Source organism: Chelativorans sp. ZYF759, from assembly GCF_012911015.1.
Lineage (GTDB): Bacteria > Pseudomonadota > Alphaproteobacteria > Rhizobiales > Rhizobiaceae > ZYF759.
Map to the genome: position 1 here is coordinate 121,474 of NZ_WVVV01000004.1, position 20,962 is coordinate 142,435.

The following is a 20,962-nucleotide window of genomic DNA, read 5'->3' on the forward strand; positions in this document are numbered from 1 at the left end:
AACGAACCGCGCGAGCAGGCTTCGCGAGGCCGGGTCTGACGGCCGCTGGGGATCAGCTTCTGCGCATCAGGATCATCTTTTCCTGCGTCATGTCGCGCATGGTGTAGGGGATGCCGCCGGTGCCGTATCCGGACTGGCGGCGGCCGGCAAACGGCATCCAGTCAGTGCGGAAGGCGGTGGGATCGTTGATCATCACGGCAGAGGCATCGAGCCGATTGGCCGCGCGCATCGCGACGTCGATATCCTGGGCGAAGATGCTGGCCTGGAAAGCCGTGGGCAGCGCATTGGCCTGACGGATGGCCTCATCCAGATCGGCATAAAGATAGACCGCGACCACCGGGCCGAAAACCTCCAGTGTCGAAACCTTCGCGTCGGCAGCCGGGTCGAGCAGCACCGCCGGCTCAAGCATGGTTTCGGACAGGCGCTTGCCGCCGGTGGCCAGCGTGGCCCCGCCTTCGGCCGCTTCCTTGATCCATTGTGCGACCCGGTCCGCCTCGCGCGGCAGGATCAGCGGGCCGACTTCGGTGTCCTTCCGGGTCGGATCGGCTGTGCGCAGTTTCTCGACGCGCGCGACGAGCCTCTGCGTGAAGTCCTCGGCGATGTCGGCATGAACGAAGATGCGCTGCGTCGACACGCAGACCTGTCCCGCATGGTAGTAGCCGCCCTTGACGATCGGCTCGATAACCTTGCCGAGATCGGCACTGCGATCGACGATGGCTGGTGCTGCGCCGCCATGCTCCAGCGCCGAGCGCGTGCCGGGGGCGAGCTTGGAATGCAGCGACCAGCCGACCCGAGCTGAACCGATGAAGCTCAGGAAGGCGACGCGTCCGTCGGTCGCCAGTCTTTCGGCCAGTGCGTTGTCATCGGTGATGAAGGTCTGGCACCAAGGCTCGGGCAGGCCCGCCTCGCGCAGCAGCGCCACGAAATCGAGGCAGGACAGCGGCGTCGTGGAGGCCGGCTTGACGATGACCGGGCAGCCAACAGCGATGGCCGGCGCCACCTGATGGACGATCAGGTTCAAGGGATGGTTGAAGGCGGAGATCGCCGCGACGATGCCGATGGGCTCCCTGGTGGTGAAGGCCCAACGGTTTTCGGCGGCCGCGGAAAGGCCCATCGGAATCTCGCGGCCGGCGAGATTGCGCAGCTCATCGGCGGCATTGTGGACCCCGTCGATGGCGCGGTTGGTCTCGATGATCGCGTCGGGCAGCGGCTTGCCGCCCTCGCGTGCGATCTGCATGGCGAGATGGTCGCGTTTGCCTTCCATCAGCGCGGCGAGCTTGCGCAGGATCGCCATGCGCTCATGCGGCTTCAGCCAGCCGTCGCGGTCCCTAAAGGCGCGCTCGGCGGCCTGCAACTTTCGCTCCAGCGCGGCGGCATCGTCTGTCTCGATCTCGGCGATCGGCGCACGATCGAAGGCCTGCACGACTGTCAGCATTGTCGGTCTCCCTTTGCTGGATTACCCGAGTTCCACCATGGGGCTGCGGTTGCGCAACTCGTCGACGAGAACACGGGTGTTCTCGGAATAATCGATCGGCACATCGACCAGATGAACACCGCCGCCGACGAAAGCGGCTTCGAGCGTGGGGACAAGATCCTCGACCACCGTGACCCGCGAGCCCTTGGCGCCGTAGGCCTCCGCATAGCGCACGAAATCGGGATTGCCGAAGCTCATGCCGAAATCCGCAAAACCGTCCACCGCCTGCTTCCAGCGGATCATGCCGTAGGCGCTGTCGTTGAGGATGACGACGACGAGGTTCAGCCCCAGTCGCACCGACGTTTCCATCTCCTGCGAGTTCATCATGAAGCCGCCATCGCCGCAGACCGCCATGACGCGCCGGTCCGGGTGCAGCATCGCCGCCATCATCGCCGAGGGAAGCCCGGCCCCCATCGTGGCCAGCGCATTGTCGAGCAGCAGCGTGTTGGCGACATGGGTCCGGTAGTTGCGGGCGAACCAGATCTTGTACATGCCGTTGTCCAGGCAGACGATGCCGTCTTCCGGCATCACCTTGCGGACATCATGGACGATGCACTGCGGGGTTGGCGGAAAGCGTTCTTCCTCGGCACGGTCGTTGATGCGGGCGAGGATTCGCTGGCGCAGGTCGAGCATCCCCTCGTCGGGCGAAAGTTTCCCTTCGAGACGCTCGGCAAGCCCCTCAACCGCGGCCCCGATATCACCGATCACCTCGAAATCAGGATGGTAGACCTGTTCGACCGTGGCCGACTGATAGCCGACATGGATGACCTTCGGCCCGCCGGCGCTCTTCATGAGGAAGGGCGGCTTCTCGATCGTGTCGTGGCCGATGGCGATGATCAGGTCGGCGCGTTCCACCGCCTCGTGGACATAGTCGCCCTCCGAGAGCGCAGCGGTTCCCATGTAGAGGTTCGAGCCGCCGGTCACCGCCCCCTTGCCCATCTGTGTGTTGAAGAAGGGCAACCGCGTGCGCCTCACGAAACTCGAAAGCGCATCGACCAGCGCCGGCCTGTTACCTGCCGCGCCGAACATGACGAGCGGACGGCTGGCACCAAGGATTATCTCCGCCGCACTGTCGAGGGACCGGGCCGAGGCAACGGGCCGATCCGTCGCGTGGACCGGAATGACCGGGACGTTTGCGACCTCCTCGCCCGCAACGTCCTCCGGCAGCTCCAGATGTACCGGACCTGGCCGCTCCTCCATCGCGACGCGAAAGGCGTCGCGCACCGTCGAGGGTATGGCGGCGGCACTGACGATCTGGCGCGTCATCTTGGTCAGCGGCTTCATCGAGGCGACGATATCGACGATCTGGAAACGGGCTTGCTTGGCGCTCATCACCGGCTTCTGGCCGGTGATGAGGATCATCGGCATGGCGCCGAGATGCGCATAGGCCGCGCCCGTCGAGAAATTGAGCGCGCCGGGCCCAAGCGTCGCCAGGCAGACGCCGGGCTTGCCCGTGAGACGACCATGGGTCGCCGCCATGAAGGCGGCCGCCTGTTCATGGCGGGTCAGGACCAGCTTGATTCTGGAGGTCCGCAGCGATTCAAGAAGGTCGAGGTTTTCCTCGCCCGGCACGCCGAAGATGCGCTCCACCCCTTCGTTCTCCAGCGCGGCAACAAGAAGGTCGGATCCTTTGGGCATCGTCTAAATCCTCGCATTGATCAATCGACGGAAACGCTGCGGCGATCATACATGGGCAGGCACGATGCGCCACGGCTTGACGAGGCGGGACCATTCCGGGGACGTCTATGCTGCGGCTATTCGCGCGGCCCGGACAATCGGCGCGACTTCCGTGCCCAGGAATTCGATCGAACGCTTCATGGCGGCAGTCTCGAGCGAGGCGGTGCTCATCTGGAAGGTGACGCGCGTGATGCCACCGAGCGTCTCGCTCGCCTCGAGCATCTTGGCGGCGACCGTCGCGGGGGCACCGATCAGGAAAGCGCCTTCTGGGCTGGCCATCGCCTCGAACGGCTGGCGCGTAGGCGTCGACCACCCGCGCTCGCGTCCGATGGTCCCGGTCAGATGCGCCCAGCCGGGAAAAAAGGCCTCCTTGGCCTCGGCGTCGGTCTCGCCGACGAAACCCATCGCATGCACGCCCACAACGAGCTTTTCGGGAGCGTGTCCAGCGCGCCTGCCGGCCTCGCGGTAGAGATCGACGAGCGGACGGAAACGGTCGAACGTGCCGCCGATAATGGCGATCATCAGCGGAAGGCCGAGCTCGCCCGCGCGCTCGAAGGATCGCGGCGTGCCGCCGACGCCCACCCACAGCGGCAGCCGCGGCTGATGGGGACGCGGGAAGACGCCCTCTCCGTGGAGTGCCGGCCGATAGCGCCCGTACCAGGAGATGTTGGTCTCCTCGCCGAGTTTCAGGAACAGGTCGAGCTTTTCGGCGAACAGGTCGTCATAGGCGCGGGTGTCGAGGCCGAACAGCGGAAAGGCTTCTCCGAACGAGCCTCGCCCGACGACGATTTCGGCGCGTCCCCTGGAAATCAGGTCCAGCGTCGCGAATTCCTGGAAAACCCGTACCGGGTCGGCTGCGCTCAGCACCGTCACCGCGCTCGTCAGACGGATCTTGCTCGTCCGGGCGGCGGCGGCCGAAAGAATGATGGCCGGCGCGGAATCGAGAAACTCCGCGCGATGGTGCTCGCCGACGCCGAAGACGTCGAGCCCGACACGGTCGGCGGTTTCAACCTCGTCAAGCAGATCCGCCATGCGATCGGTCGGGGAAGGAAGCAGACCGGTCGCCGGGTCGGGAAGGATGGCTGCAAAGCTGTCGACGCCTATTTCCATGGTGGTTCTCGCAATGCGTTGTCGATCCTGATGGATCTGGAGTTCGGCAGCCGCGAGGGCTCCGGTGAAAGGCGATCGGCCACGCGGCTGGCCACTCAAATTAGAGGGCGCCCTCGAGCGTTGCGGTGCCGTATCTGCCGGGCCGTTGCCATTCTTGCTTCCTAATCCGGCGCCCCAAGGCACGCAGGCTTGAGTTCGTCCGGTTTCTCGAAGACGGTGCCACGACGATCTGCCGAAAGACGCCAGACTGTCTGGTAGCGGAACAGACTACATCTCCATCGGCGACACGGTAGAGCTTGTTCCTGCCATGCAGTGTCGCGAAACGGGAAACGCCGGATGGATATCGACGACCTTCGGACATTCGTGGAAGTTGCCGATGCAGGCGGCGTCTCGGCCGCCGCCCGCCGGCTCAGCGTATCGAAGTCGATCGTCAGCCGCCGGCTTTTCCGGCTCGAGGCCGAGCTCGGCGTTCAGCTTCTTGCCCGAACCACTCGCGGCGCCGCTCTCACCGAAGCCGGGGCCACGTTCAGAGAGCACGCAGCGAGAGCGGCTTCTGAAATCGATGCGGCGAGGGAGACGCTCCTACCGGCAGGCGACCTGACAGGCAGGCTGCGCGTTGCCATCCCGCTGACCTTCGGCCCAACGCATCTGGCGCCGGTGCTGGCGGAACTGGCGCGTCGCCACCCAAGACTTCACATCCATTCCTCCTACAGCGACCGTTTCGTTGACCTTATCACGGAGGGGTTCGATTGCGCGGTTCGGGTGGGCTACCTTCAGGACTCCAACTTGATCGCAAGGCGCGTGGGCGCCATCCATGGCAAGCTGCTTGCCAGCCCTGACTACATCAAGGCGCATGGCGCGCCGGAGGCTCCGGCGGAGATCGCCGCCCACCCGGCGCTGATGCAGGGCACCGAGGCCTGGCAGTTTCTGGACGGCGACGAGGTGGTCACGGTCAATCCGCAGGGTCGCTACAAGGCCGACAACGGCATCGCGCTGGCAGCGGCCGCAGCCGCCGGTCTGGGTGTGGCATGGCTGCCAGATTGCGTCACCGATTCCTATGTCGCCTCGGGAGCGCTCGTGCCGATCATGACACGCTACCCGGTGCCATCGGCCGGTGTCTATGTCGTGCGGCCGCCGGGCCAGCATTCGTCGCGAAAGGTGCGCGTGCTGACCGAACTTCTGATCGAGTGCCTGGCGGAAGATCCGCGCCTGGCAGCGGTGGGCCGCTAGCCATGCCTGCTCGTGTCGTCGCGAAGGCGTTCCGGTTTAAGCGACACAGCTCGGCGGCTCGCGGGCCTAGCTGCCTGGCGATGTGCCGGGTACCACGATCACTCGGCCGGATCAGGCGATCCGACAAGAAAGGATGAGCGCATGAGCTGGAACCCATCACTCGAACCGGGCTGTCCCGATGAGGTCGGCATCGACGCGATCGAGACACTGATCGTCCCGCGGTCCCGCGACCTCGGTGACTTTCAGGTCCGCCGCGCGTTGCCGGCGCCGAAGCGGCAGATGGTCGGGCCGTTCATCTTCTTCGACCAGGCCGGGCCGGCCGAATTGCTGACCGGGCAAGGCGTCGACGTGCGGCCGCATCCGCATATCGGGCTCGGCACGGTCACCTACCTGTTCAAGGGTGATTTCCACCACCGCGACAGCACCGGCGCCGACCAGATCATCCGCCCTGGCGCGCTGAACTGGATGGTCGCCGGGCGCGGGGTCACCCATTCCGAACGTACATCCGCGACGGCGCGGACCGGGCCGAACAGCCTGTTTGGCATCCAGACATGGCTCGCCTTGCCGGACAGCCACGAGGACGTCGACGCCAGCTTCGAGCATCACGGCAAGGACACCCTGCCCGTCATCGAGGATCGTGGCGTCTCCGTTCGGCTCATTCTTGGAAACGCCTATGGCAAGTCCGCGCCGGCGACGATGCTCTCCGAGACGTTCTATGCCGACGTGAAGCTCGAGCCGGGAAGCCGCCTGCCCATGCCGGACGATCACGAGGACCGCGGCATCTACATCGTCGAAGGGTCGATATCGGTTGCCGGACAGGAATTCGAGGCCGGCCAGATGATGGTGTTCCGTCCGGGCGACCGCATCACGGTGGCCGCGGGAGAGCGGGGCGCGCGACTGATGATCCTGGGCGGCGCGACCTTCAACGGACCGCGCTACATCTGGTGGAACTTCGTCGCCTCCTCAAAGGAGCGGATTGAGGTCGCAAAGGCCGAATGGCGCGCAGCGAACTGGGGCGCAGGGCGCTTCGACCTCCCTGTCGACGATCGTGAAGAGCACATTCCGCTTCCGGATTGAGCGGAACCAGCCTGGAGAAATCAAAATGAACAAGTGGCCCCAACTCGACTATCTCGGCTGGCGCGAGACGTGCTCCGCGCTGCATCTCTATCTCCAGATTGCAGGCAAGTACCGGCTGGCGCACACGCCCTGGCTCAACCATTCGTGGAACGCGACCTTCTACGTCACGCCCCAAGGGCTCGCCTCCTCGCCCATACCCGACGGTCCGGGCATCGAAATCCTGTTCGACCTTCGCGAGCACAAGGTCGTGGGCACGTGCGGCAACGGCCGCAAGGCGTCGTTCGATCTGGGGCCGCCCACGGTCGCGACATTCCATGCGAGCTTCGTGCAGCTGATTTCCGACCTCGGCGGCACGCCCACTTTCAACGGCAGCCCGAACGAAGTGCCCTACCCGGTTCCCTTCGCCGAGGATGATCGCGACCGGCCCTATGACCGCGATGCCATCGAGCGCTTTCATCAGGCCCTGATCGCGGTCGACAAGGTCTTCAACCGGTTCCGCACGTCGTTTCTGGGCAAGTCCAGTCCGGTTCATCTCTTCTGGGGCGCGCTCGATCTGGCTGTCACCCGATTTTCGGGCCGGCGCGCGCCGCTCCACCCGGCCGGCATCCCCGCCTTGCCGGACGACGTGGCGCAGGAGGCCTATGACCGCGAGGTCTCCTCGGCGGGTTTTTGGCCGGGCGGCAACGGCATCGACTACCCCGCCTTCTACGCCTACGCCTACCCGGCGCCCGGCGGCTACCGCGCCGCTGCCGTCCAGCCCGATGCCGCGTTCTGGCACGAGGGCCTGTCGGAATTTGTCCTCCCCTACGAGGCCGTGCAGTCCGCGGCCGACCCCGACGCGGACCTGATGGCTTTCCTCGTCTCGACCTACGAGGCGGCGGCTGATCTGGGCGGTTGGGACCGCGATCTTCTGGAATGCGCACAGGGCCGGCCGCGCGAGGTGCGCAGGCCGGATGCCGGGTCGGTGACAGTTGCGCCTTCGGTGGGCGACGAGAAGGTCGAGCGCGAAGATGGCCCGTCCAAGGGGCGCTACCGCCTGGTCGTCGATGGCGTCGAGGCGGAAATGGCCTACAGCCGGGTCGGCAAGCGCCAGATTATCATCGACCATACGGAAGTTCCCGCCGCCCTGCGCGGCCGCAAGGTCGGCGAGCGCCTGGTGCGCCAAGCGATCGAGGATGCAAGGCGCGACGGCGTCACCATCATTCCGCTCTGCCCGTTCGCAAAGGCCCAGATCGAACGCCATCCGGAATGGCATGACGTGGTGCGTCGGCCATAGGAAGATGGCGGGGGATCCGCGGCATCTCGGTCTCTCGTCTCCAGAGTGAAGCAAGAATGTCTACGCTGGAGAAAGCCACCGATGGACTATGAAACAATCATGCAGGCCAACCTTGAGTTGGTCTTCAGCGAACGCGATCCCGCCCGGCGCATCGAATCAATCCGCAAACTCCATGACGAGAGGGCGTTTCTTCACGAACCTCACCGGTCGGTGAGCGGCCATGACGCAATCTCCCAAGCCGTTACGGAGTTGCTTGCGTCTCTGGTCGAGATCCGCGGTAGCAATTCAGCGACAAGGTAGTCATCGAGAAAGAGCGACAGGAGCCGCGTCGCGACCGATGTTCTGAAGACCCCGATCTCGACAATGAGGCTAGCCACCCGCTCCAGTCATCAACTCAGTCGACACGCACCCAGCGCAGCATGAAGAAGTTGTCAGGCCTCAGCGTGACCTCGACGCCGTCTCGTGCAGCCCACAGCAGCGGTTCGGTATAGAGCGGCACATAGGCCACCTCGTCCTGAAGGGTGGCCGCGACCTCGTCCAGCATCTCCTGCCGGGCATTCAGGTCGAGCTCCTGCTGTATCAATGGCAGGAGTTCGTCCACGCGGGCGTTCGAGTAGCCGCCGAAGTTCCACGTTCCGAGCTGGTCCGTCGGCGTATGGGCCAGGAAGCGGATCGGATGCTCGGCATCGAAGGTGCCTGGTGACCAGCCGAGCAGGAACATGTCGTAATTGCCGTCGCGCAGTTCGCCCCAATACTGCGCCACGGGAATGGCCTCCAGCGCCGCATTGAGACCGACCGCCGCGAGCATGGATGTCACGGCCTGGCACACGTCCGAATCGTTGAGGTAGCGATCGTTCGTGCATCTGAAGCTGAAGGAGAAGCCGTCGGCAAAGCCGGCTTCTGCCAGCAATTCGCGCGCCAGATCAGGATCGAAGGAAGGACGCTCATCATTGGCTTCGGAATATCCCGAGAGTCCGGCAGGCAGCAACTGGCTGGCTGGCTCCGCCAGGCCCGACATGAGCACTCGGATTATGGTGTCGACATCGATGGCATGGGCAACGGCCCGGCGAACACGCACATCCTGGAACGGGTTTTCATCTTCGACATCCTGCGAGTATGACAAATCTTCCTTGTCATGGCCGAAGCCGAGCATGATGACCCGCGTTTCGATGCCCTCGAAAGTCGCGATGCCATCGGTTTGCCGCAGACGCTCGACATCCCGCACAGGGACCGTCTGCAGCATGTCGACCTCTCCCGAAAGCAGTGCGGCAAGCGCTGTCGCGGAGTTCTCGATCGGATTGAAAATCGCCTCGGACAGATTGTGCTCGGCCTCATCCCACCAGTCGGGATTTGGCTCGAGCCGCGTCTCGACCCCAGGGTCGCGCGAGACCAGCCGAAATGGCCCGGTCCCGTTTGCCTGTCGTGTCGCAGCCGTTTCCCGATCCCGTGCCGGCTCGGTCGCGTCGTTGGCCTCTGCCCAGTCGCGATCCATGATCAACCAGTTGGCGATGCTTTCGGGAAAGAGCGGATTGGGCGCTGCCGTTATGAAGTCGACGGTATGGTCGTCGATCACCCGGACTTCGGTAACGGGAGCGAACCAGGATTTGACATCCGACTGCTCGGATATCCCGCGTTCATAGGAAAACAGAACATCGTCGGCGTTGAAGTCGGATCCGTCGTGGAAGGTAACGCCTTCACGCAGGGTGAAGCGCCAGCCATTTTCATCCGACAGCCTTTCCCAAGAGGTGGCCAGGGACGGCTCGATCGACATGTCGGGGGCGCGCCTCACCAGGCCTTCGTAGATATTGTTCAGAAACGATGTGACTGGCGCCAGATTGGCAGCGTGCGGGTCCATCGTCTGCGGATCGGTCGTGGCTGACCAACGAAAGCTCTCAGCGCCAGCCGAGGCTGACAACCACATGGAGGTTGCCGCCAGTATCGATAGACCGAACTTCATCCTACCCGCCATCTCACCCTCCATTTCCTGCGCGACTTCATATCCCGTCATGACCTTTGCGTGTCGACGAGACCGCTTCAATCGGCTGCTGAACAAAGTTTCGTGTAGCTGACCCAAAAATTCGTCGGGACTTGAAGGATGAGGCCAACAAGGCAGGCTCTGGAGTGCGTCCCGATGAGCCGGCCTCTCTCACACAAGGCAGATGCGTTGGCGACGACGGGGGGGGGCGATGAATCTCCGCGATCAATGGCTTGCCGGCGTCCGCTTCCGCATTGGGGGCACTGGCCTCCCTTGGAAGACCAGCCCTCAGGAGGACCATAACCCTCAATGATCGGGTGATCCACGGCCTCGAAGTGGGCTCGGGCGTGTCGGTTCGGGGAACCGTCGCAGCAGTCGCCTTGGCCGCAGCTCTACATCAGCCGATGACCCCTGGGTTGGGCCTGTCGTCGGCGCGCGAGAGCTCCGCGTGCCAGTGGCCGGTCGAGTCTTCCCAAACGATTCCCCTAGTCTCTCCCGGCCGCAACTGTCTGCAGGCCGCCCGTCGCGCCGCGCCGAAGGCCACATCGTGGCTGGGGAAGGTCTCGGAAAAAGTGCCGTCCACACGATAGGCCCAGCCGCCGTCGTGTTCGACAATCCGATAGGTCAATTCGTTCAATTCGTCGCTCCTGCTGTTTCTGCACACGCACTACCGAAAGCTGGCCGAGACGAAGGCTGCAAGATTTGCAATGTCTTCATCGGACAAGCGGGCGGCCACGGGTTTCATCAGGGGCAAGTCGGGACCCACTGTTCGGATGCGTTGAATGTAGCGACCACCGGTGACGCCCGCGAAGCAGCGATTGCTCCAAAGGCACTGATCTTGCGGTATGTTTGCCTCTGGTGGCCCCATGCCGGCGACCCCCTCGACATTATCGGCCATTGCCGAACTGTGCACGCCGCTTGCGCGCGTATCCTAAACCGGCGGATGTGAACGGATGCGGTTACTGCGTGCCTCGGCTGGGCGATCCGGTGCAGAACTTCTGGAACCTCGTGAACGACGCGATCCTGTGCGACGTGGCGGTGGAGCGCCAGGTGGAGATCACCGGCCCGGACGCGGCCCGTCTCACCCAGATGCTGACCCCGCGCAACCTTTCGAAGTTGGCGGTCGGGCAGTGCAAATATGTACTGATCACCCATGCCGAGGGCGGCATTCTCTACGATCCGATCCTGCTCAGGCTCGGCGAGAACCACTACTGGTTTTCGCTGGCCGACAGCGACATCCTGCTCTGGGCAAAGGGCGTGGCGGTGCATGCGGGGCTGGATGTGACAATCCACGAACCGGATGTGTCACCCTTGGTCGAGCGAGCTTGGCTATGAGCTCTATCTGCGCGACGGCGCGCGCGGCGATGAGCTGTGGGAGCGGATCATGGAAACGGGCGCCCCGCTCGGGCTAAAGCCCGGTCAACGCGTTCGGGGGCAACGAGTCGCGCAGCGATCCCTAACTAGATCTCGAGCAGGCTTAGACACTGACGCGTGAGCAGTCTCATTTCCAGACCTTGTGGCAAGCGCACAGTGTGCGGAGCGCCATTCTGAAGTTTGCCAATCGTTCGCGATCAAGGTCGCCTATCGAGCTTTGATGGGAGATCGGCTGCAAGAACGTCGAGCGCCAGCTTCACCTTGAGCGGCAGGTGGCGTGCTTCGGGCCATATCGCGTAGTTGTTGAAGGCGAAGGACGGCTGGTCCCGGAGCACTTCCACCAGTTCGCCGTTATCAAGGTGTGGCCGAGCCAGCCACGACGGGATCCACGCCAAACCGGCACCTGCGACAGCGGCGTCGGTGACGGCAGCCAGGTCGTCGAGGAAGAGATGGCTCTGGGGCACTACGCTAATAATCTTATCATCGTCGCCTCGGAACAACCACGCGTAGTCCCAGCCTGGCCGGGCGTAGGTCACGGCTGCACGGTCCTGAAGGTCCTCCAGCGTTTGAGGCGTTCCCTCAGCATCAAGGCAAGCTGGTGCGGCGCACATGATCATTCGGTGGCTCCCAAGCAGCTTACGTCTCAAGCCGGGCTGATCCCTTGAGAAACCAGTGCGCACCGCGAGGTCGTAGCCGGCAGAGAAGAGGTCGACGATCCTGTCGTCCATCGACATCTCCAGTCGCAACGCAGGATACTTTCGTGCCAAGTCCAGCAGCAGCGGCGCCACGCAGATGCGACCTAGAAGGGCAGGCATCGTCACCCGCAGCGTTCCCCGAGGCGCGTTCAAGTGATCAAACGCCAGTGCGTCGGCGGCCTCGATTTCCTCCAAAATCGTGCGGCATCTGTCGTAGTAGGCTCGGCCGAACTCCGTCAGGCTCTGCCGACGCGTCGTTCGGCTGATGAGCCGGACCCCAAGTCGTGTCTCCAGGTACAGCACGTGCTTTCCGACCATCGTCGCCGAGAGCCCGGTCGCCTCCGCGACGGCCGCGAAAGATCCAAGTTCCGCGGCCTTCACGAAGGTCGCCATGCTCGATAGCCGATCCATTACGCACTCCTGTGACTGAGTTCATCGCTGAAGATGCCGTTTATCCCGCTACTCGGTCCAACTTAAGTGAATTACGTCAGAACCGCAGGAGTATTGTGATGACGCGAATCATTCGCTTTCGCCGCCTAGGAGGTCCCGAAGTTCTTGAGATCGAGGAGGCAGAGATCGACCCTCCCAAGGCAGGCGAGGTCAGAATTGCGGTCCGAGCCCTCGGTCTCAACCGGGCAGAATCGCTGTTTCGAAGCGGCTCCTACATCGAACAACCCGATCTCCCTTCGGCCAGCGGCCTTGAGGCCGCTGGCCTGATCGAGAGCGTAGGGCCCGGCGTAACCGGATTGGTCAGGGGTGATCGCGTGGCGCTTGTCCCTCCAGTTTCGATGCGGCAGCGGCCAGTGCACGCCGAACTGATCAATTTCCCGGCGGAGTTTGCCGTTCCAATCCCCGCCACTCAATCCTTTGAAGAGGCCGCCGCGACCTGGATGGCCTACTTAACTGCCTACGGCGCCCTCGGAATAGCCAGTCTCTGCCCAGGTGATCATGTGGTGGTTACTGCGGCGTCCAGCAGCGTCGGGCTCGCGGCCATCCAGATCGTGAACGCGGTTGGAGGCGTGCCCATTGCCGTTACGCGTTCGAACCGCAAGCGCGAGGCACTCCTTGCAGCTGGCGCCAAGCATGTCGCGATGAGCGATCAGGGCGGCATTGCCGATGCAATCCGAGATGTTTCCGGTCCAAGCGGCGCGCGCATAGCATTGGACGCTGTTGGGGGCGCGCTGTTACCGACGCTGGTGTCCGCCACTGCGGTCGGCGGCATCGTCGTCAGTTACGGCGCCCAGGATCTCCGGACCAGTGAGCTTCCCCCGGCGTCGCTCCTAGCGAAGAGCCTCACGCTTCGCGGCTATCTGGTTCACGAACTGATCCGTGACGCGCCCGCCTTAAGTGCCGCGAAGGCGTTCATCCTCAAGCACTTAGATTCAGGTGCACTACGCCCGATTATCTCGCGGAGCTTTTCACTGGACGACATCCGTGCGGCATACGAGTTCCTCGAATCCGGCGAACAGTTTGGGAAGATTGTCGTGACCATAGACTGAATTGATGGCCCGACCGGCTCTTGAAACTGCGCAACCTCCCTATCACCTTGAAGCCTCCCTGAGAGCGACAGCCGGCATGCAGGAACGTTTGCTCATCGGCTCACAGCCCGAGCGGAGTCAACCGCTAATGGACCAGCTATGCTGTCCCGATGAGGCCGAACTAATGGCAGGTTTCGGGCGGCGCCATTAGCACCTGGAACGGCGACAACGGGGTCGACTCCTGCCAGTCTCCGACCACAGCAGGGTTCGCGCCCCTGAAGGCCCTGAACGGAGTGGTTTCCTGCCTTTCCCCTTTTGGTTGGCATAGGGAGAAAGCGGACGCTGGCGCACGACCATTCGCACCCACCGTCCGCTAGATTAGGTTCAAGCAACGCCCATTTGCCATCGTCCGGCGATCATTCAGCTGCCGCAGGATGCGTTGCGCTTGACGCCTGCTTCCGATCCGGGCCGAACACCACGACCGCGAACAGGATGACGCCAAGGAAGGCGATCAGCGAGCCCGCCGCCACGGCCGGCTCGAGCGACGGATCGCCCGACAGCATCAGGTAGAGCGCGGGGATCATGATGACCACGCCCGCCGTGTAGACGCCGTACTGGACGAGGGCGAGCCTGGCTTGAGCCTTGGCGGGGTTGAGCGCGTAGTAGCCGCCGAAGAGGGCCATGGTCACCCAGCCGAGCAGATTGGCGTGGGCATGCGCGCCGGTGACGTTGTGGGTTCCCGAGATCGACATCTGCAAGCCCAAGCCGATGCCAAGGATCAGAAAGACAATGGCGGTCTTGAAGTAGAGCTGCGAAACGCGCGGCATGAGAGCTATCCTTTGGTGTTGGGATTCAACTATGCGCCTGTCGACGGCTCACGATGCCGCCACCGGCTCTCCGGGAAATCTGAGGCCGAACCGCTCGATGAGAGAGGGAACCGAGGAAGGGTCCATCTCCAGCCCGTATTGGGCCGAAAGCTCGCCCAGCCGCTGCGGATCGGCTTTCATGATGCCGCCGAGTTCCACGACTTGGGCGAAGAACTGCTCGAAGCCGGCCGGCGAGATGATCTCCAGGATCCTTGCCGGGGCATCGCCGGCGTTCCAGAAAGTATGCCACTGATTGCGGGGCTTGTAGATCAGCGTGCCGGGGCCGGCGGTTACGACCTCGTCTCCCAACAGGGCGCCGACCTGGCCTTCCAGAACGTAGCTGTATTCGTCCTCGTTGAGGTGCCGGTGCAGCGGGGCCGCTAGAGCACGAGACGACATTGGATGCTCCACGAGAGAGAAGCCGCCGCCGGATGCCTCACTATCCACCATGAACCGTACCCCGATGCTGCCGAGAAAGCCGGCTTTTCCATCGCCTGGTCCGACTACGTGCACGTCCGAGGTCGTTACACTCGCCGCTTCCATCATCGCATCCTTTCGCGCTACAGTGGTGGCTTGTGAAAGTTAGGCAGATCAGCGATCTCCTGTCAATATTGAAAGGACAATGGTGACTGACGAAAAGCGACGCTACAGGATGAAGAAGAGGGCCGAAGCCGAGGAGGAGACACGAAGGCGCATCACGCAAAGCACGGTCGACCTGCACGAGGCGCTGGGACCCTCGCGCACCTCCGTCAGCGCGATCGCCGAACATGCCGGTGTCCGCCGCTCCACCGTCTATCGGCATTTTCCGGACGAGTTGGCGCTCTTCACCGCCTGCACATCGCACTGGATGGGCATCAACCCGCCGCCCGATCCATCTGCGTGGTCGACAATACCCGACCCAGAGCAGCGGCTGAGCACGGCTCTGAACGGGCTCTATCCCTACTACCGGCGCACACGGCAGATGATGACAAACATCCACCGCGACGAGGAGGTGATGCCGATGGTCAAGCAGATGATGGGCGGCTATCGGGCATATCTCGAAGCCGCGCGCGACATCCTCCTCGACGGCCGTACGATCCCGCCCCCCCGACGCGATACCGTTAAGGCTGCGATAGGCCACGCGCTCTCTTTCCCTGTCTGGCGCTCGCTGGCGCTGGAGCAGAGCCTGCCGGACGAGGAATGCAGTGAACTAATGTGCCGCCTCGTCCGGGCCGCGCAATGCATCGGAGATGCTTGATCTTCGATGGGCAGGTCCGGCGCAGGTGTGCTTTCGGGCCAGGAACGACGCTGGTGGACACAGGATGGGTTGTGGGCCGGCAGTCCATCAGGACGGCTGAAATCGAGGGGCGCGCGCTCCCTGCCATCGGGAAGACACGCACTCGCTCCGCAGAACCAAAGCTGCCATGATCTCCAAGGCAACGGGCAATCTGCGCGCCATCCAGATCCGGCTGGGCCACACCAAGATCGAGAATACGGTGCGGTACCTCGGTGTGGACGTCAAGCACGCGTTGCTTCTGGCTGAGCGGGCCGAAATTTGAACATGGAGCGGTCATACGATCGCCCCGGATGACCGCTTCGTACGGCAGGTTGTTCGCCCACGACATCTGCAACGGGGTGGCTTGCGGACTGGCTGGATCTTCCCGGTTCGCTCGGACCTGCTTACGGCCTGTTCTTCGCCTTCCGATCGATCAGGACCGCTTGTTGCCATCGGCTCGGCGCCTTGTCGGTGCGATGAATGCAGCCCGCCCAGCAGCAGGGGCGCCTCATGCCCTCCAGCAGTTCTTCGCAGGTGCGTTTTATGCGGCGCTGGCGCGTCTTTGCCTGTTTCGCGTCATCGACCCAGCAGATGAACTCGTTCCGACCGAGTGGGGTCAGGCTTTGCCATAGGGCAAAGATATCCGGGTCCGATCGCAAGGCTGCCTGAAGATCCTCACCCGCCTCGTGGACGGTGCCATGTGGAAACGAGTTCGTCATGCAACTTCCAGACAATGCAGCCAGCAAGCCGCGTTCACTCAGAATAAAGGCAGCCTCCGATTTTGACCGCTGGAGGATGGAATGTCCACGGTTCGGGCGACCGGTCTCGGTTGTTCGACTAGCCAGGGTTTTCGGCTACGGCAGGCTGGACCCGGCAGCCGGCGACGTACAACTGTTTGACAGTCCGCGCAAAAATTCGCGGCCCTACGGCGTAAAGATCGCGGCGGATGGCTCGGTCTCGGCGGCCTGCAATGGTGCGAACTGTCTGCTGCGCGTCGATACCGAGACGCTTGAGGTCAGCGAGATCCCCTTGGCGCAAGCCGGCACGACCGTGCGCAGGCTCGACATCGACGGGGACGGGATCATCTGGTGGGCCAATTCCGAGCTTGGGCGGCTGGGCCGCTACGACCCGGTGACGGGCGACATTCAGGAATGGGACTCACCCAGCGGCCCAAACTCGCACCCCTATGCCATTGCCGTCTTCGACGATGCAGTCTAGCACCAGTCGAATCCCAGGCTTGCGATGGCAGGCCAGTCTTAGTTGGTACTGTCTGTAACGAGCCTGCCCATTGCCTGCACCGCCGTCTCGTAGCCATGGGGACCCAGACCCGCAATGATGGCCGTGGCCACCTTGGAGACGAGCGAATTGTGGTAGATCGCCTCGCGGCGATGAATATTGGAGATATGCAGCTCGATGATCGGCCCATCGAACTGTTTCAGCGCGTCGAGGATGGCGATCGAGGTGAAGGTGTAGGCGGCCGGGTTGATGATGATCCCCGCGCCCTCGTCGATCGCTTCATGGATCCAGCCGATGATCTCGTGCTCGGCATTGGACTGGCGAAAGACGATGCCGGTGTCGCCCGCCGCCTCGCGGCACATCGCCTCCACTTCTGCGAGCGTGGTGTGGCCGTAGATGTCCGGCTCGCGCTTGCCGAGGCGGTTCAGGTTCGGGCCGTTGATGACATAGATCGGCTTGCTCATCTTGCTTCTTCTTCTGGAGGCTAGCCCGAATAGCCGAACTGCCGGGGCAGCCACAGCACGAGGTCGGGGAACAGGGTGATGATGGCGAGCGCCGCCAGCAGCGTGACGATGAACGGCATCAGGTCTCGGAAGATCGATCTAAGCGGCGCCCGGGTGATGCTCTGCATGACAAAGATCAGCAAGCCATAGGGCGGCGTAACGAGGCCGATCATGATGTTGACGACGGCGATAACGCCGAAATGGACAGGATCGATGCCAAGTGCTGTCGCCGTGGGCAAGAAGACGGGCACGATGATGAGCAGGATCGCCGTACCTTCCAGGATCGCGCCCAACAGCAGCAGGATGATGTTGACCAGTAGCAGGAACTGTAGCGGCGTCAGATTATAGTCGGCCAGGTAGAGCCGCAGAGTCTGCGGGATGTTTTCGGCAGTGACGACGTAATTGAACACCAGGGCTCCGGCGATCAGCATGCCGATGGCGATGGAGGACCGCGCGCCGCGCACCAGCCCGGCATAGAGCGTGCCAAGGCTGACGCTGCGATAGAGCAACGCCGAGATCAATAGGGCGTAAGCCGCAGCGACCGCCGCCGCCTCCGTGGGCGTGACGACGCCCGAATAAATGCCACCCAACAAGACAACAGGCATCATCAGAGCGGGGAACGAGCGGACGGTAAGCCCCGGAAGTTCTCGCAGAGGCACCGGTTCCTCGACGGGGAAGCTCCGCCGCCGGCTCATGTAGACGACGACGATCATCAGCATCAGCCCCATCAACAGGCCGGGAATGATGCCCGCAAGAAAGAGGTAGCCTATCGAGGCGCCGGAAACGAGCGCATATAACACCATCGGTATGGAGGGCGGGATGATCGGGCCGATCACCGCGGCGCTGGCCGTCAGCGCAGCCGCGAAACTGCGGCTGTAGCGGCCATCCTTGGTCATCATGTTGGCGATGATCCGTCCGGAGCCGGCAGCGTCCGCCAGCGCCGAACCGGACATGCCGGAAAAGATGATCGACTGGACGATGTTGACATGCGCCAAGCCACCTCGAAAGCGGCCCACGAGCGCGTTGCAGAACCGCAGCAGCCGGTCCGTCATCGTACCCATGTTCATGATCTCGGCGGCGAGGATGAAGAGCGGGACCGCCAGGATGACATAGCCGGTGAACATGGAATTGAGCAGGCGCTCTGCGACGAGGCCCATGTCCTGGCCGCGCACGAACAGATAGACGATGGAGCCTGAAATCATCGACAGCCCGATCGGAAGACCCAGAAGTGCAAGCGCACCGATGACGAGAACTGCGGCTGTGAAGGGGTCCATCATTGCCCTCGCGGTTCGGTTGGGATTTCGGGCTCGTCGGCGATGGGGTCGTGACCGCGCGCCGCCAGCGCGGCAAGCCAGCTGTAGCGGATGACGACTGCCACCGCGAAGATGACGTAGATCGAGAACAGCCAGTCGTAGCGGATCCGCAGATAGGCGGTTCGCTGAACCCGCATGAAGGTCACGTAGTCCCATACAGCCGGCAGTGAGAGCAGGAAGAGACCGATGACGGTCGTCGCGAAGATCAGCAGCATGATCCGCCGGGCGGTCGGCGGCACGGCGCCGTAGAAGATGTCGAAGCGAATTTCGTCCCGTTCCCGCGTTACAAGAGCCGCGCCCCAGAGAACGAGCCATATCCACATGACCGTCGAAAGCTCAGACGCCCAACCGGCTGGCCAGTTGAGCACGTAGCGGAACAGGATGGTCACAAGGAACGAAATGAACATGACGGCAAGCATCATGGCCGCTACGAATTCGGCACAGCGGGCAAACCAGCTGGCTGCATTTCTCAGAAGCTGTGGCATGGCGCCCTCCGTTCCCGCCGTCCCGAAGGACGACGGGCTCGTCAGTCACGATCAGAGCGCGTTGATGCGCTCCAGCACGCCTTCGGGCCAGTCGGCCGAAAGCGGTGACTCGAGATAGCGCTGCTGCGCGTATTCGCGGAAGGCGTCGATGTTGGGGGTATAGACCTCCACACCTTCGCTGCGGATAAACTCGGCAAGCTCCTCTTCACGTCGCTGGTGCTCGGCTGCGCTCCAGGCCATCGCCTCATCGGCTGCGGCTTCCAGGGCGGCCTGCTGCTCCTCGCTCATCGCGTCCCACGCCGTCTTGGAGATGGTGAGCAGATCGAAGGCGACGAGATGCGAGGTCAGCGCGATCTGCGACATGACTTCGTAAAAACGCATGTTCTCGACGTTGGGCAGCGGGTTGTCCTGGCCGTCGATGGCTCCGGTCTGCATGCCGGTATAGACCTCGGCGTAGGCCATGGCGGTCGGGTTGGCGCCGAGTGACTCCCCCAGGAACTGCCAGGCTTCGCCGGGCGGCATGCGCAGGCGGATGCCGGCCATGTCTTCTGGCGTGTCGATCTTGCGGTCGGGGACCAGTCCGACATGGCGGGTCCCGAAGAAGGTGGGCCCAAGAATGTGAATGCCGAGTTGATCCTCGGCCATCGCCTTCATCTCCTCGCCAACTTCACTGTCGAAGAAAGTCATGAGGTGATCGGCATCGCGGAACAGATAGGCCGAGGTCAGGATGGACCAGGCCGGAATCTGGTTGGCCACATCCTGGGGTGCGATGTTGCCCATCTCCAGATTGCCGCGCTGCAAGGCCACGAGTTCGGTGCCCTGGCTGAACAGCGTGCCACCATAGTGAACTTCAATCTCAAAATCCTCGGCCACCGCTTCGGATATGCGCTCCATCATGCGTGCCCGAATGTCCTGTTCGGAAAACACGGCCGAGAAGCGCAGCGTTTCCCGGTCCTGCGCGTAGCCGGATGTCGATATGCCCGCTGCGAGCAGGGCTGCGCCCGCGACCATCAGGGTGCGTCTTGTGAAACTGTGCATGTCGATCCTCCCTCAATTGGCTCGATGGCCGCCGGACTGCGCCGGCATCTGGCCATGATCGGCAGTCATGACACTAGACAGAAACTGAATCAATAGGTGTTACGGAAAACGTCTGATATTATTAGCTACGTCATTTGGAAATTGAAATTGATCCGAGACATTGCCCAAGCCGTGGCAAGCTGGCATTGACGCTGCATACGGAACGAGGACACCCGCATGGCGACGCCCGCACAAACGCCGGATACCGCCGGAGAAACGGCCTATCGGCGCATTCGCCACGATATCATCTTCGGGCTGCTGGCGCCTGGTTCCCGGTTGAGACTGGAACGTCTCAAGGGTCCGTACATGGCCAGTATCAGCACCTTGCGGGAAATCCTGTTTCGCCTTTCTTCGGAGGGCCTCGTCACGGCGGAAGGGCAGCGCGGGTTCGAGGTGGCCCCCGTTTCCCAGCAGAATTTCCGCGAGGTCGCGGCGATGAGGGAACTGCTCGAATGCCATGCCATGCGGGAATCCTTCCGCCAAGGCGACGTGGATTGGGAAGGCGAAGTGGTGGCGGCGCATCACAAGCTGGCGCGGATGGAAGATCGGATGCTGGCGGGTGACCGCGCCGAGGCCGAGACCTGGAAACGATATGACTGGGAATTCCACCACGCGCTGATCTCGGCCTGCGGTTCATCCGCGCTCCTGGCCGCGCATGCGCGCATCTTCGACCAGTATCTGCGCTACCAGATCATCGCCGTCATCTTCCGTGGCAAGGATGCCGCCGACGAGCATCGCAGTCTCTTGCAGCACGCACTGGACCGTGACCACGACGCGGCTGTCATCGTCCTCAAGCGGCATATTGGAGCCTGCGTGAAACACACGCTTGAAAACGGACTGATCGCAGCCTGAGGCGCAACC

Annotated in this window: 22 protein-coding genes and 1 pseudogene; 10 read left to right on the forward strand and 13 right to left on the reverse strand. The window is 63.1% G+C overall.

From position 1 onward, the window contains the following. Positions 1-52 precede the first annotated feature (52 nt). The 3 genes from GRZ55_RS08445 to GRZ55_RS08455 all read right to left on the reverse strand — a co-directional run bounded on the left by GRZ55_RS08445 (position 53) and on the right by GRZ55_RS08455 (position 4,261). Positions 53-1,435, reverse strand: a complete 1,383-nt coding sequence (locus GRZ55_RS08445) for an aldehyde dehydrogenase family protein (protein ID WP_169286466.1) — start codon at positions 1,433-1,435, stop codon at positions 53-55. Between the two features lie 21 nt (positions 1,436-1,456). Next, positions 1,457-3,112, reverse strand: a complete 1,656-nt coding sequence (locus tag GRZ55_RS08450; protein ID WP_169286467.1) for an acetolactate synthase large subunit — start codon at positions 3,110-3,112, stop codon at positions 1,457-1,459. A gap of 105 nt (positions 3,113-3,217) precedes the next feature. Further along, a complete protein-coding gene (locus GRZ55_RS08455; protein ID WP_169286468.1) occupies positions 3,218-4,261 on the reverse strand; it encodes an LLM class flavin-dependent oxidoreductase in 1,044 nt (347 codons plus the stop codon). Positions 4,262-4,597: 336 nt separating this feature from the next. On the opposite strand from GRZ55_RS08455, the gene GRZ55_RS08460 reads away from it, so the two are divergent. The 4 genes from GRZ55_RS08460 (at position 4,598) to GRZ55_RS08475 (ending at position 8,144) form a co-directional block, all read left to right on the forward strand. Then, complete coding sequence (locus GRZ55_RS08460; protein ID WP_210257274.1) at positions 4,598-5,491, forward strand: LysR family transcriptional regulator; 894 nt, start codon at positions 4,598-4,600, stop codon at positions 5,489-5,491. Between the two features lie 141 nt (positions 5,492-5,632). Beyond that, positions 5,633-6,568 (forward strand): pirin family protein, encoded by a 936-nt coding sequence (locus GRZ55_RS08465; protein ID WP_169286470.1) that lies wholly within the window; start codon positions 5,633-5,635, stop codon positions 6,566-6,568. Positions 6,569-6,593: 25 nt separating this feature from the next. Beyond that, entirely contained in the window at positions 6,594-7,844 is a 1,251-nt protein-coding gene (locus GRZ55_RS08470) for a DUF5996 family protein (RefSeq protein WP_210257275.1), read from the forward strand. Positions 7,845-7,925: 81 nt separating this feature from the next. Continuing rightward, a complete protein-coding gene (locus GRZ55_RS08475) occupies positions 7,926-8,144 on the forward strand; it encodes a hypothetical protein (RefSeq protein ID WP_169286471.1) in 219 nt (72 codons plus the stop codon). Positions 8,145-8,238: 94 nt separating this feature from the next. On the opposite strand, the gene GRZ55_RS08480 is transcribed toward GRZ55_RS08475, so the two are convergent. Both GRZ55_RS08480 and GRZ55_RS08485 read right to left on the reverse strand, forming a co-directional pair. Next, the gene (locus GRZ55_RS08480; protein WP_210257276.1) at positions 8,239-9,852 is read right to left on the reverse strand and encodes an ABC transporter substrate-binding protein; all 1,614 of its coding nucleotides are present in this window, start codon (positions 9,850-9,852) and stop codon (positions 8,239-8,241) included. A gap of 364 nt (positions 9,853-10,216) precedes the next feature. Then, a complete protein-coding gene (locus GRZ55_RS08485) occupies positions 10,217-10,456 on the reverse strand; it encodes a DUF2188 domain-containing protein (protein WP_169286472.1) in 240 nt (79 codons plus the stop codon). 329 nt (positions 10,457-10,785) lie between these two features. Here GRZ55_RS08485 and GRZ55_RS23225 point away from each other — a divergent pair, with 329 nt between their 5' ends. After that, complete coding sequence (locus tag GRZ55_RS23225) at positions 10,786-11,154, forward strand: hypothetical protein (RefSeq protein ID WP_210257277.1); 369 nt, start codon at positions 10,786-10,788, stop codon at positions 11,152-11,154. Positions 11,155-11,390: 236 nt separating this feature from the next. Here GRZ55_RS23225 and GRZ55_RS08495 read toward each other — a convergent pair whose 3' ends face one another. Beyond that, entirely contained in the window at positions 11,391-12,299 is a 909-nt protein-coding gene (locus tag GRZ55_RS08495; RefSeq protein ID WP_169286473.1) for a LysR family transcriptional regulator, read from the reverse strand. A 98-nt stretch (positions 12,300-12,397) separates the two neighbouring features. Here GRZ55_RS08495 and GRZ55_RS08500 point away from each other — a divergent pair, with 98 nt between their 5' ends. Further along, positions 12,398-13,387: a zinc-dependent alcohol dehydrogenase family protein gene (locus GRZ55_RS08500; protein ID WP_169286474.1), complete on the forward strand. Its 990-nt coding sequence runs from the start codon at positions 12,398-12,400 to the stop codon at positions 13,385-13,387. Positions 13,388-13,782: 395 nt separating this feature from the next. Here GRZ55_RS08500 and GRZ55_RS08505 read toward each other — a convergent pair whose 3' ends face one another. Together GRZ55_RS08505 and GRZ55_RS08510 are read right to left on the reverse strand one after the other, a co-directional pair. After that, positions 13,783-14,193 (reverse strand): hypothetical protein, encoded by a 411-nt coding sequence (locus GRZ55_RS08505; protein ID WP_169286475.1) that lies wholly within the window; start codon positions 14,191-14,193, stop codon positions 13,783-13,785. Positions 14,194-14,241: 48 nt separating this feature from the next. Then, positions 14,242-14,631 (reverse strand): cupin domain-containing protein, encoded by a 390-nt coding sequence (locus GRZ55_RS08510; RefSeq protein WP_246734606.1) that lies wholly within the window; start codon positions 14,629-14,631, stop codon positions 14,242-14,244. Positions 14,632-14,854: 223 nt separating this feature from the next. Between GRZ55_RS08510 and GRZ55_RS08515 the strand changes: the two genes are divergently transcribed. Next, on the forward strand, positions 14,855-15,469 hold the full coding sequence (locus GRZ55_RS08515; RefSeq protein ID WP_169286477.1) for a TetR/AcrR family transcriptional regulator: 615 nt from the start codon (positions 14,855-14,857) through the stop codon (positions 15,467-15,469). 136 nt (positions 15,470-15,605) lie between these two features. Beyond that, positions 15,606-15,770 (forward strand): annotated as a pseudogene (locus GRZ55_RS08520) (integrase); the annotation flags it as partial. A gap of 121 nt (positions 15,771-15,891) precedes the next feature. On the opposite strand, the gene GRZ55_RS08525 reads toward GRZ55_RS08520, so the two are convergent. Beyond that, on the reverse strand, positions 15,892-16,206 hold the full coding sequence (locus tag GRZ55_RS08525; RefSeq protein ID WP_169286657.1) for a YdeI/OmpD-associated family protein: 315 nt from the start codon (positions 16,204-16,206) through the stop codon (positions 15,892-15,894). Between GRZ55_RS08525 and GRZ55_RS08530 the strand changes: the two genes are divergently transcribed. After that, entirely contained in the window at positions 16,205-16,705 is a 501-nt protein-coding gene (locus GRZ55_RS08530) for a hypothetical protein (protein WP_169286372.1), read from the forward strand. The genes GRZ55_RS08525 and GRZ55_RS08530 overlap by 2 nt on opposite strands. Before the next feature lie 38 nt (positions 16,706-16,743). Here the strand turns inward: GRZ55_RS08530 and GRZ55_RS08535 are convergent, their stop codons facing one another. The 4 genes from GRZ55_RS08535 to dctP are packed head-to-tail and all read right to left on the reverse strand — an operon-like array spanning position 16,744 to position 20,062. After that, positions 16,744-17,187 carry a type II 3-dehydroquinate dehydratase gene (locus GRZ55_RS08535; protein WP_169286478.1) on the reverse strand — a complete coding sequence of 148 codons (444 nt, stop codon included), beginning with the start codon at positions 17,185-17,187 and terminating at the stop codon, positions 16,744-16,746. A gap of 20 nt (positions 17,188-17,207) precedes the next feature. Next, complete coding sequence (locus GRZ55_RS08540; RefSeq protein ID WP_169286479.1) at positions 17,208-18,500, reverse strand: TRAP transporter large permease; 1,293 nt, start codon at positions 18,498-18,500, stop codon at positions 17,208-17,210. Beyond that, positions 18,500-19,024 (reverse strand): TRAP transporter small permease, encoded by a 525-nt coding sequence (locus tag GRZ55_RS08545; RefSeq protein ID WP_169286480.1) that lies wholly within the window; start codon positions 19,022-19,024, stop codon positions 18,500-18,502. Before GRZ55_RS08545 ends, GRZ55_RS08540 begins: the two co-directional genes overlap by 1 nt. A gap of 51 nt (positions 19,025-19,075) precedes the next feature. Continuing rightward, positions 19,076-20,062: a TRAP transporter substrate-binding protein DctP gene (gene dctP / locus GRZ55_RS08550; protein ID WP_169286481.1), complete on the reverse strand. Its 987-nt coding sequence runs from the start codon at positions 20,060-20,062 to the stop codon at positions 19,076-19,078. A 216-nt stretch (positions 20,063-20,278) separates the two neighbouring features. Here dctP and GRZ55_RS08555 point away from each other — a divergent pair, with 216 nt between their 5' ends. Further along, a complete protein-coding gene (locus tag GRZ55_RS08555; RefSeq protein ID WP_169286482.1) occupies positions 20,279-20,953 on the forward strand; it encodes a GntR family transcriptional regulator in 675 nt (224 codons plus the stop codon). The last annotated feature ends 9 nt before the right edge of the window (positions 20,954-20,962 follow it).

Excerpts from the sequence above, each read along its gene's own strand:
- GRZ55_RS08445 (WP_169286466.1), bottom strand. The coding sequence starts at position 1,435 with ATGCTGACAGTCGTGCAGGCCTTCGATCGTGCGCCGATCGCCGAGATC.
- GRZ55_RS08450 (WP_169286467.1), bottom strand. The coding sequence starts at position 3,112 with ATGCCCAAAGGATCCGACCTTCTTGTTGCCGCGCTGGAGAACGAAGGG.
- GRZ55_RS08455 (WP_169286468.1), bottom strand. The coding sequence starts at position 4,261 with ATGGAAATAGGCGTCGACAGCTTTGCAGCCATCCTTCCCGACCCGGCG.
- GRZ55_RS08460 (WP_210257274.1), top strand. The coding sequence starts at position 4,598 with ATGGATATCGACGACCTTCGGACATTCGTGGAAGTTGCCGATGCAGGC.
- GRZ55_RS08465 (WP_169286470.1), top strand. The coding sequence starts at position 5,633 with ATGAGCTGGAACCCATCACTCGAACCGGGCTGTCCCGATGAGGTCGGC.
- GRZ55_RS08470 (WP_210257275.1), top strand. The coding sequence starts at position 6,594 with ATGAACAAGTGGCCCCAACTCGACTATCTCGGCTGGCGCGAGACGTGC.
- GRZ55_RS08475 (WP_169286471.1), top strand. The coding sequence starts at position 7,926 with ATGGACTATGAAACAATCATGCAGGCCAACCTTGAGTTGGTCTTCAGC.
- GRZ55_RS08480 (WP_210257276.1), bottom strand. The coding sequence starts at position 9,852 with ATGACGGGATATGAAGTCGCGCAGGAAATGGAGGGTGAGATGGCGGGT.
- GRZ55_RS08495 (WP_169286473.1), bottom strand. The coding sequence starts at position 12,299 with ATGGATCGGCTATCGAGCATGGCGACCTTCGTGAAGGCCGCGGAACTT.
- GRZ55_RS08500 (WP_169286474.1), top strand. The coding sequence starts at position 12,398 with ATGACGCGAATCATTCGCTTTCGCCGCCTAGGAGGTCCCGAAGTTCTT.
- GRZ55_RS08505 (WP_169286475.1), bottom strand. The coding sequence starts at position 14,193 with ATGCCGCGCGTTTCGCAGCTCTACTTCAAGACCGCCATTGTCTTTCTG.
- GRZ55_RS08510 (WP_246734606.1), bottom strand. The coding sequence starts at position 14,631 with ATGTCGTCTCGTGCTCTAGCGGCCCCGCTGCACCGGCACCTCAACGAG.
- GRZ55_RS08515 (WP_169286477.1), top strand. The coding sequence starts at position 14,855 with ATGGTGACTGACGAAAAGCGACGCTACAGGATGAAGAAGAGGGCCGAA.
- GRZ55_RS08530 (WP_169286372.1), top strand. The coding sequence starts at position 16,205 with ATGCAACTTCCAGACAATGCAGCCAGCAAGCCGCGTTCACTCAGAATA.
- GRZ55_RS08525 (WP_169286657.1), bottom strand. The coding sequence starts at position 16,206 with ATGACGAACTCGTTTCCACATGGCACCGTCCACGAGGCGGGTGAGGAT.
- GRZ55_RS08535 (WP_169286478.1), bottom strand. The coding sequence starts at position 17,187 with ATGAGCAAGCCGATCTATGTCATCAACGGCCCGAACCTGAACCGCCTC.
- GRZ55_RS08540 (WP_169286479.1), bottom strand. The coding sequence starts at position 18,500 with ATGGACCCCTTCACAGCCGCAGTTCTCGTCATCGGTGCGCTTGCACTT.
- GRZ55_RS08545 (WP_169286480.1), bottom strand. The coding sequence starts at position 19,024 with ATGCCACAGCTTCTGAGAAATGCAGCCAGCTGGTTTGCCCGCTGTGCC.
- dctP (WP_169286481.1), bottom strand. The coding sequence starts at position 20,062 with ATGCACAGTTTCACAAGACGCACCCTGATGGTCGCGGGCGCAGCCCTG.
- GRZ55_RS08555 (WP_169286482.1), top strand. The coding sequence starts at position 20,279 with ATGGCGACGCCCGCACAAACGCCGGATACCGCCGGAGAAACGGCCTAT.